The organism is uncultured Methanobrevibacter sp. (assembly GCF_946184425.1).
Taxonomy (GTDB): Archaea; Methanobacteriota; Methanobacteria; order Methanobacteriales; family Methanobacteriaceae; genus Methanocatella.
The window spans coordinates 1-12,068 of record NZ_CAMHFP010000058.1; the positions used below are offsets into that span (position 1 = coordinate 1).

The 12,068-nt window shown below is 34.3% G+C and carries 1 protein-coding gene; it reads left to right on the forward strand.

Annotation, left to right across the window (positions count from 1 at the left end; all coding sequences use genetic code 11):
* Positions 1 to 406: 406 nt before the first annotated feature.
* On the forward strand, positions 407 to 12,068 hold an 11,662-nt coding region (locus tag Q0P94_RS09795; RefSeq protein ID WP_295116115.1), incomplete at its 3' end, for a right-handed parallel beta-helix repeat-containing protein.

Genomic DNA, 12,068 nt, shown 5'->3' on the forward strand with positions numbered 1-12,068 from the left:
AGACACAGTAAAAAGAGTAATAAAAGTAAGAAGATAACTCCTTTTTATCTTCTTCTATTTTTTATTTTTTTAGTCCATTAATTCTATTAATATATCTGTTTTTTTTTTTCAATAAAATATCTGGTTTCGATGCTTTTTTTTCAATGTTTTGCCCGTTCAGGTTGTGATAAATGGAATTTGTTCATATCAAATCTTTGATTAAACATTTTTAGTTTAATGGTGGATTATATGATGAGGTTGTCAATATTATTAAGTTTTCACTTATCTAATTTTTTAATTAAATATTCAATTATTGATATAAAAATATATCAATGTCATTGAATAAACTTTTAAGTAAGTGTTCTATGGTGTTAAAATGAATTTTAAGAGGGTAATTTTAATTTCATTAATTCTATGTTTCTTGTCGGTGGCTTGTGTATCGGCAAGTGAAACTCAAACATCAATGGAAAGTTCGGATTTTAATGACTTAAACGCCATTGATGTGGCTGATGATGATATTAATGAATATGATAATGGTATGTATGATGTTACTGGGAAAAGGGGTTCTGATGGACAGGTTGCTGTCTTGGAAAACGTGCTTTCCAGTAGCAATGTTGATGATAAAAATGCTACGCTGGATGTGGCTGATAATGGCAGGGGTGCTGGAGGAAATGCTTCTGATGGACAGAACTGTGTCTCTGGTGATGTGCTTTCCAGTAGCAATTCTGATGATATGTTATCCGCTTCAAATGAGGGGACCCGTAATGATCTGAACAATCTGATTCTTGTTGCAAGACCTGGCTCAACAATAACCTTGGATAGGGATTATAAGTTTTATGATGGTGTGGATCCTATTACTATAACTAAGGATATTGTAATTGACGGTAAAGGACATAGTATTTACCTTAATCATTACATGGCTTTTAAATTAGATAACAAAAATCCCACAGGAAAAATTCAAATAAAGAACATTACTTTTCTATGTGGAACTTATGGTGCTATTTCTGGATCGAACTGTTGTCAAGTTATAATTTCTAATTGTAGATTTATAAATAATTCCGGAGATTTCTCAGGACCAATTTCATTAATGACGAAATATGACTCACAAATTATTAATTGTACTTTTAAAAGATGTTTTGCTACGGGCTCATCTAAAGTTACAAAATGGGAAACCATTGCCCAGATTGATTCTACCGGATTTAGTGCTGGTGGTGCAATAAGCATCAGTGGTCCTGTTACTGTTAAATCTTGCAGATTTGAAGAATGTTCGGCTGGTGATGGTGGTGCAATAACTGCATATGGGAACTGCAAAATAATAGATTCTGTTTTTGTTAAAAACTACGCTGGAAGAGCTGATGCACCACAGTCTTATGATAATGGGGGTGCCATTCGTCTCAATTATGGATCAGGTGCTTTAATTAAGGGATGCACATTTACTGAAAATTACGCTCGCTTTGGCGGTGCAATATCATCAATGGCCAATAATGTTAGAATTGAGGATTGTGTTTTCAATTCTAATTACATGAACAATAAATTAAGACAGGAAGGGGGTGCAATATTCGTATCTTATGATTCCCATATTGGCGACACCAGCATTGTAATAACAAGGTGCGCATTCAATAATAATGGATATAACAACAATAACCATTACTGCAAATATGGTGGTGCAATATATTTCCATGATGGTATTGCTTCGGGGACTGTTTCATATTGTAATTTTACAGGCAATGGCGCATCTAAAGAGGGTGGTGCAGTATATGCCTCATCCAACTGCAAATCCCTTACTTTTACAGGATGTCTATTCACCAAAAATAAGGTTGATAAATATGGTGGAGCAATTTATCTTGATTCTAAATCTTCAAACATAGTGGATTGTGCATTTATCGAACAGCCGAATGCAATATATTGTGACAATAAAGGATGTAATGTTAGATTCTGTACTTTTTTAAGAAATGATAATTATGACGTCTGGTCCACTAAAGAGATAAATATTGAAAAGAATTGGTTTGGAAATACTATGGATACCAGGAGTTACGATTTTAGCAAACTCAAAGGCAAAGCAGTCAACCTTAAAAATTACGAAAATCTGTATCTGGTTGCTACATTCATGGACAAAAACTACTACAATGGACTGGAATCCACTGTTATTTTGAACTTTAGATATATGCGTGACGCCCCTACATCCGACAACAATTTACCTCCATTTAATAATCCTGCGATTAGTTATGGTGTCACTGGACAAAATGCAATTGTAGTTTCTAAAAATCTTTATTTGGCTAACGGCAAGTCAAGTTTTAAATTTGTAGCAGATGCTACTATGGGTTCATCTTCTCTTACTGTGGATTGTTATGGTGCAAAGATCACTTTGAAATTTAAGACAAATCCATATTCGTTCAATGCTCTTCAAGTTCTTGTTGACAATTGTCAAAATGGAGTTTTGAATTTGGATCATGGTTATGCTCGTGACAAGTCTATCGACGGTGACATGACTGTAAGCATTTCAAAGAATTTGGTGATTAACGGTAACGGTTTCACTGTCGATTCAAAGAATCTTGGTGGAGTATTTAATATAGCTAAAAGCGTTAATGTGGAAATTAATAATTTGAATATTGTTAATTGTTATTCGAATTTTGGTGCTGCTATTGAGGGTTATGCAAATAGGATTGTAGTCAATAATTGTGGGTTCATTAATTGTTCGGCGAAATCTGATGGTGGTGCAATTAAGTTGATTGGAAAAAGGATTACAATAACTAATTCCACTTTCATCAACAACACTGCTGGTGGAAAGGGAGGCTCTTTATGGTTATCAGGTATTAGTACTGTCAAGGACTGCATTTTCATTAATTCAAATGCTGGTTATTATGGATCTTTTATTTTTCTTGATGTTCACACCAGATTGGATCTTAGCAATTCCATACTTCTAACTTATTCAACAACAAAATATATTGATAAGCCTTCCGGGCCGGAGTCACAAGTTAATGTTACGGTTAACATTGAAAACAATTGGTTTGGTGGTACAAATGACGATATCTTAAGGAATTATGAAATGCTCAATAATTTTGCCGTTAAAAGTCTGCTTTATCTAAATGTCATGCCTTCTGTCTATGATATTCCAGTAGGAAACAGTTCAAATATCAGTCTTAAGTTTTATGCATATGATTTGAACTCAAGACGAAGTGTTCCATTAACCAGCTTCAGAAATATGAAATTCGGCGTTAAATTGTTGAACGAAGGTGGAACACTTAGCTCTGATTCAATTATATTAATCAATAATGAGGGAAGCGTGGTGTATACTTCAAGTTCTGATGGTGAAATTCCTATCGAAATCGACTATGAATTGTTCGCCCATAGGATTTATCTTAATCAGTTCGATGATGGTTCTTTTACTGATTTAAAGTATTTGATTAGTAATTCGGGGGATGTTATAAATCTCACTAGTGATTATACTTTTTCACTGATGTCCGATTATATGTTGATTGATGGTATTTATATTAATAAGGATTTAACAATCAATGGTAATGGTCATGTTATCGATGGTGATGGACAGGCCAGAATTTTCAATATAGATGGGCATAAAGTTGTTTTGAATAATATCACATTCATTAACGGTAAGGCTGATAACGGTGGTGCAATTTGCACTTCCACTCAGACCTCATTGTATATTGATTCCTGCAGGTTCGAAAACAATTCGGCGAGAAATGGTGGTGCGATTTATCTTGAATCTTATAAAGATGTAAATATAGATGCATCTGTCTTTAATAGCAATTCTGCAGAAAAAGAGGGTGGTGCAATCTATTATTCTGGAGATTATCGAAGAAAGATATTTAGCAACATAACTGGTAATTTTACAAATAACAGGGCAGAGGATGGAGGTGCAATATATTTAATTGATGTTGGGCAATATCGCCTTAAAGGTAATTTCATAAGCAATTCCGCACGAAATATGGGTGGTGCTGTTTATTCACATGGTGCTATTGGCATTCCATTCTTTTTCATAGATGGTATTTTTGATTCAAATTCTGCTGCTTTTGGCGGTGCGGTTTATAGTTTTAGTCCATTCGGTAACTTTAATGGTATCTATCAAAATAATAGGGCTTCCAAAGATGGTGGTGCAATTTACATGCTCGGAAGTTCGTCAAAATATGGTAGGCCTAGCAATATCTCTGGTGAATTCTATTCCAACACTGCGGGCGATCAGGGAAGTGCAGTTTGTGCATTGAATATTGGGGATAAGAATGTGGATGTATATGATTCTATTTTCATGAAGAATAATGGAAAGTCCACAATATATTCATCAGGTAAGTATTACCTTGATGTTCGCAACTCCATTTTTGTTGATAATGTTAATATCAATGTATTGGATGCCTCTCAGGAGGAGGTTGTAGGTGGTCTAAGGGCTTATAATAACTGGTTTGGCAATACTGTCGATAATTTGGATAAGGGGCCTTCTGTGGGTAGAAGGGTAATATTGAATGATTGGCTGTTTTTAGATGTTGATTATGGCAAAACCGAAACATATATGGGGTCCTTGAATAGTATTACTTTCACATTGAAATCATATGATGCGAAAAAAGGTACAGTTTCAGAATATACTGGTGACTTTAAGCTTAATTTGAGCTTAAAATCAGATAATGGTGACTTCAGTACTGATTCTTTTATTTTGCACGATATTCCATTTGAGGTTACATTTGTTCCTGAGGAGTATGGTGAGAGTAAAGTTGTTGTTTTGGCAAACCTGTCAAAATATTCTCATAAGGTATATGAAATTAAATATAATGTAGTCGACCACCCTAGTGATTCATTTTATGTCTTGCAATATGAAATAGACAATATGAATGGAACTGTCCTTAATTTGAGTGGTAATTATGAGTTTTATCCGGAAATTGATGCTTTGGATGGAATAAAAATTAATAAGTCCATAACTATCAACGGAAATGGCTTCGTCATTGACGGTAAAGGCGAATCTCGCATCTTTAATATTTTGGCTGATGATGTTGTTTTGGAGAATATCTCTCTAATCAACGGTAATGATATTAACGGCAGTGCAATATATGCCACTGGTAGGAATATTACAATAAGGAATTCTGTTTTGTTGAACAACTTTGATGTGGTTATCTATGCTACAAACCCATTAAATGCAAATTACAATTGGTGGGGAAATACTGCAGACACTTTTAATGGAAAAGCCAATGTTAGTAGTAATGTTATTTTGGATAATGCACTATTTGCGACTTTCAATGCCAATTCAACCATTATTTCCGCAGGTAAAAATACAACACTTACTTTAAACTTGACTAATTTGTACAATTTCAATCTAGAAACAAATTCAACATATGGTGGACTTAACCTATTCGCATTTATTTTTAATGCTGATGGTGGAAATATTAATGTCACTTCGGATGATCTCCATGATGGAATGATTTATGTTTCATTTGAAGCCATGGGTCCTTATTATGGTGAAATTTTTGCCATATTTGAAAGTGTGGTGTTAAAGCATGAATTTGAAGTAATCTATGATGAGGATTCATTAACTGCATTGTATTATTTGATTAACAAAACTGGTTCTGGCGGTGTTGTTAATCTGACACATGACTATAAATTTTATTATTATGATGTTGATTATATTAGCGGCATTCCAATAGATAAGACAGTGACAATCAATGGTAATGGATTTGATATTGATGCAATGAACGAATCCAGCATATTTGTTGTATCTGCAGACAATGTCTCCTTGACAAATATTAATATTTATAATTCGTTTAATGCCGTTGAATGGCTTGGAAACAATGGGGTTATAAGCAATGTTTCAGTTAATAACAGTTACTGTGCATTAAACTGCTTTGGTTCCAATGTGGTTGTTAGGAATTCAAATTTCACTCGCGCCAATCGCTATTCAGTATATCTTGAAGGTTCAAATCATGTTGTTGACAACTGCAGATTTGTGGACAATTCCGGCCTTTCAATAAATGGGCTTGAAGTAAACAATTTAACCATTGAAAATTCATTATTTGAGAATATTTACAGTCCAATTTCAGGAATTATTGAAATAGATGGGTGTAATGGGGTAAATATCACTGGTTGCATATTCAATAATCAAAACAACAAATCTATCAGTATTGTAGGTGGTTCAACCGTTTATCTGAATAAGAATAATCTTTCCATATCAGATTACATTTTCAACGATGGCACTATTCTTTCAAAGACTTTTGCCTGTTTGGATGATGTCAATTCAAGTTACATGGTCGGTGATGTGATTTTATTAAACGCTACAATATATGATGACAATAATAACATTATCTTGCTCGATGAGTTTTATTTCAAAATTGACGATGAACTATATCTGGCCGATTTTTATATTGATGCATATGAGTATTTGTGGGTATTGACAAATGGATCATGGCTTGTTCTTCCGGAAATAAGTGAAAAATCATTTGAAAACTGTACTGTTGACTCACTAATTGTTAATGTGTTAAAATATAATTCATCTGTTGTAATTACAAGTATTGCTGATGTAGTTTATGGGGAAGATGTGAACATTGGATTTAAGTTTGAAAACAGTACTGCAGTTCGGATCACAGTTACCCTTAACTCTGAAATGGTATTCAATGAAACTACAGATGAGCATGACATTTCCATCCCTGATTTGAAAGCTGGATTGTATAATGTAATAATCCGCACTTTAGAAACTGAATATTATCAGTCCAGCAGTGTCACTTCAGCTTTCAGAGTCACTAGGGCAGGCTCTTCATTAACTCTTATGGATGTGGTCGATGCTTATTATGGAAAAGACATAATTATCAATTTCACTGTTGAAAATAGAACTAATGTTATTGCTTCAATTTATGATATTGATACTAGGGAATTTGTTTTCAACGATGCTGTTGAAGGTGATTTCTTAATCATAAGTAATTTGTCTGTAGGTTCGTACTCAATAACATTGACTAATATAATTGACCAAAACTATAATCCTAGTGGCGATTATGCTGTATTCAATGTTTTAAAGGTTAATTCATCCATAATTTTCGATAATAAAACAGAATATGTTTATGGCAATGTTTTAATCAATTATGTTGTTGATAATTTGACTGAGGTTATGGTGACTGTTGTTGATTTGGAAAGCGGTGAGAGGGATAATTTCACAACTACAAATTCAACCATTAGTCTTGATTTGGATGCAGGTTTCTATCAGGTTGAATTGGTTAATGTGGAAACCGAGAATGTTTTCGCCAGTCAGGATTTCAAGACATTATTTGTCATTCCTGCAAATTCCTCTGTTGAAATAGATGGCATTGGTGATGTGTATTATGGTGATGACATTGAAATTTCCTTTGTTGTAATGAATGCTACAAATGTCACTGTTGTTGTAAAGAATGAGGATGGTGCTGTTATTTATCAGAATAATACTGATGAAAGTTATGTTGATCTTTCAGATTTGGCTGTGGGCAAATATGCTGTTGAAGTTTATAATTCAGGTTCCATTAATTTCAACCCTAGCAGTGACACTAAGACATTTTATGTATTGAAGGCTGCTTCATTAATTGAATTCGATTATTCAAATGTAATATATTATGGATTGCCTTTCAGATTGGATTATGATGTGGAAAATGAAACGGTTTTAAATATCTGCATTTATGATTTTGAAGGAAATATCATTTATGATAAAAATTTCAATGAAATCCCTGAACTTCCTGAGGAAGTTACTAATCTGACTGAAGATGCTTATTTGGGCTTTTATTTCTTTATCTATAGAAATTTAACTGTTGGAAACTACACTTTTGAGTTTACAAATCTGGGCAATTCCAATATCAGTGGAGATAGGGTTAATGGCAGTTTTGAAATTATAAAAGCTCCTTCTTATATTGAAGTTCTTGTTGATTCAATTTACTGTGGAGATGATTTGGAGGTTCAGATTGCGGTTGTAAATGCTACTGTCGTCAATGTGATGATTGAAGATGATGTTGACGGGGGTATTGTTTATAATGAGAATGTAAGTGAGTCTCCGGTTATTGTCAGTAATCTGCCTGCAGGCAGGTATACTGTTATTGTTACCAATTATGGTACTGAAAATGTAATTGGAAACTCATCATCTCAGGAGTTCAATGTCTTTAGGTTCAATTCTACCGTTACATTGAATAATATATCTGATATTTATTATGAAGATGCGGTTTTAATTGGTTTTGATGTTGAAAATAAAACTGTTGTAAATGTCATGATTCAAAATCAGGATGGTGAAGTTATTTATGATGAAAATGTAACTTCTGACATGCTTTCAGTTCCTTATTTGGATGTTGGAAACTATACAGTAACTGTTACAAATATGGAAACATTTAATGTTAGTAGAAGCAGTGATTCAAAATCATTTAAGGTTTTAAAAAGAAGCATTAACATTACTGTAGTTGTTGAGGATAATGTGTATGGTGAATTAAGTGTTATTCATGTAATTTCTGATATTGATGGTCTGTTGCCTGTTAATGTAGGTAATCAACAATTGTTTGTTGGCGTGGTTGATGGTCACGGAAAGGTCATGATTAGTCTTGATGCGGGAAATTACACTGCTTATGTCAATTATACTGATGATAATTATGATATTAATATGACTAACAGTTCATTTGTTGTAACTAGGGCCAATATTACTTTGAGCATTATTGTTTTGGATAAGGTTTATACTGCTGATGTTGATGGTAATGTATTTGCCAGTGTTGATGGCGAGTATAAGGTCATAATTGGTAATTATGCAGTTCCAGTCATTGTTAAAGATGGTATTGGTAGTTTTAATGCTGGTATTTTGACTACTGGTAATTATAGTGCTTCTGTAATCTTTAAGGGCACTAATAATTATAATTCTGCTGATAATGAGACATCATTTAAGGTTACTCAATCTGGTACTAACTTCAATGTTGTTGTTAATGGGACTAATATAACTTATGGTGATGTTATCAACGTTACTCAGAGTCTTCCGGCGGATGCTGCTGGCAATATAACTTATAGATTTGCTAATGGTACAATAATTGATGTTATTGGTGTCAATGGGTCATTTGTATTGTTTGGTTTGGATGCTGGGTCTTATGTGGTTTATGCTGAGTACTCTGGTGATTCTAATTATGCTTCTGCAATGGATAGTCTGACAATTGTTGTTAATAAGGCGGTTAATGATGTTGTGGTTTATGTTTCTGATGTTGTTTATGGTGAAAACGCTACAATTATAGTTCGTGCTGATGTTGATGGTCGATATACTATTGGCGTCGGTGGCAGGAAAGTCATTGTTGATGTTGTAGATGGCATCGGTGTGGCCGACATTGCTTTGGATGCTGGCAGTTATTCTACTGCTGTTGAATTTGTGGATGCTAATTATGATAATAATGTTAGTGATTGTGAATTTGCTGTATCTAAGGCTGATATTAGTTTAAGTATTGAGGTTTTGGATAAGGTTTATACTGCTGATGTTGCTGGTAATGTATTTGCCAGTGTTGATGGCGAATATAAGGTCATAATCGGTAATTGTGTAGTTCCTGTTGTTGTTGAAGATGGTGTTGGTAGTTTTAATGTTGGCATTTTGGATGTTGGCAATTACATTGCTTTTGTAATCTTTAACGGCACAGGTAATTATAACTATGCTAACAATAAGACTGCATTTAAGGTTACTCCATCAGGCACTAACTTCAATGTTATTGCTAATGCCACTGAAATCTCTTATGGTGGTGTTATTAATGTTACTCAGAGTCTTCCGGCGGATGCTGCTGGCAATATAACTTATAGATTTGCTAATGGTACAATAATTGATGTTATTGGTGTCAATGGGTCATTTGTATTGTCTGGTTTGGATGCTGGATCTTATGTGGTTTATGCTGAGTACTCTGGTGATTCTAATTATGCTTCTGCAAAAGATAGTTTAACAATTGTTGTTAATAAGGCGGTTAATAATGTTGTGGTTTATGCTTGTGATGTTGTTTATGGTGAAAACACTACAATCACTGTAAGTGCTGATGTTGATGGTCAGTATACTATTAATTTGGGTGATGAAGAGGTCATTGTTGATGTTTTAGATGGTATCGGTGTGGCTGACATTGCTTTGGATGCTGGCAGTTATTCTACTGCTGTTGAATTTGTGGATGCTAATTATGATAATAATGTTAGTGATTGTGAATTTGCTGTATCTAAGGCTGATATTAGTTTAAGTATTGAGGTTTTGGATAAGGTTTATACTGCTGATGTTGCTGGTAATGTATTTGCCAGTGTTGATGGCGAATATAAGGTCATAATCGGTAATTGTGTAGTTCCTGTTGTTGTTGAAGATGGTGTTGGTAGTTTTAATGTTGGCATTTTGGATGTTGGCAATTACATTGCTTTTGTAATCTTTAACGGCACAGGTAATTATAACTATGCTAACAATAAGACTGCATTTAAGGTTACTCCATCAGGCACTAACTTCAATGTTATTGCTAATGCCACTGAAATCTCTTATGGTGGTGTTATTAATGTTACTCAGAGTCTTCCGGCGGATGCTGCTGGCAATATAACTTATAGATTTGCTAATGGTACAATAATTGATGTTATTGGTGTCAATGGGTCATTTGTATTGTCTGGTTTGGATGCTGGATCTTATGTGGTTTATGCTGAGTACTCTGGTGATTCTAATTATGCTTCTGCAAAAGATAGTTTAACAATTGTTGTTAATAAGGCGGTTAATAATGTTGTGGTTTATGCTTGTGATGTTGTTTATGGTGAAAACACTACAATCACTGTAAGTGCTGATGTTGATGGTCAGTATACTATTAATTTGGGTGATGAAGAGGTCATTGTTGATGTTTTAGATGGTATCGGTGTGGCTGACATTGCTTTGGATGCTGGCAGTTATTCTACTGCTGTTGAATTTGTGGATGCTAATTATGATAATAATGTTAGTGATTGTGAATTTGCTGTATCTAAGGCTGATATTAGTTTAAGTATTGAGGTTTTGGATAAGGTTTATACTGCTGATGTTGCTGGTAATGTATTTGCCAGTGTTGATGGCGAATATAAGGTCATAATCGGTAATTGTGTAGTTCCTGTTGTTGTTGAAGATGGTGTTGGTAGTTTTAATGTTGGCATTTTGGATGTTGGCAATTACATTGCTTTTGTAATCTTTAACGGCACAGGTAATTATAACTATGCTAACAATAAGACTGCATTTAAGGTTACTCCATCAGGCACTAACTTCAATGTTATTGCTAATGCCACTGAAATCTCTTATGGTGGTGTTATTAATGTTACTCAGAGTCTTCCGGCGGATGCTGCTGGCAATATAACTTATAGATTTGCTAATGGTACAATAATTGATGTTATTGGTGTCAATGGGTCATTTGTATTGTCTGGTTTGGATGCCGGGTCTTATGTGGTTTATGCTGAGTATTCAGGTGATTCTTATTATGCTTCTGCAAAGGATAGTGTAACAATTGTTGTTTCTAAGGCTGATGTTACTTTAAGTATTGAGGTTTTGGATAAGGTTTATACTGCTGATGTTGATGGTAATGTATTTGCCAGTGTTGATGGTGAATATAGGGTAATAATCGGTAATTTTGTAACTCGGTTCATTGTTAAGAATGGTGTTGGCAGTTTTGATGCGGGCATTATGGGTGTCGGCATTTATGATGCGTCTGTGATATTTGAAGGTGGTGATAATTATAATTATGCTGTTAATAAAACTTCATTTGAAGTGACTCAGACTGGAACCAACTTCAATATTATTGCTAATGTCACTGAAATCTCTTATGGTGATTTGATTAATATTACCCAAAGTCTTCCTGGTGATGCGACCGGTAATGTGACATACACATTTGCGAACGGAACATTAATTAAAGTTGTTGGTGTTAATGGGTCATTTGTGTTGTCTGGCTTGAATGCGGGAAGTTATGTGGTTTATGCTAATTATTCTGGTGATTCTAATTATGCTTCTGCAGTGGATAGTGTGACTATAACTGTTAATAGGTTGATTAATAATGTTGTTGTTAGTGTTGATGATGTGATTTATCCGGATAGTGTTGCTATTAATGTCAGGGCGGATGTTGATGGAACTTATCTGATTACTGTTGCGGGAACTGCACTGGAAGTAA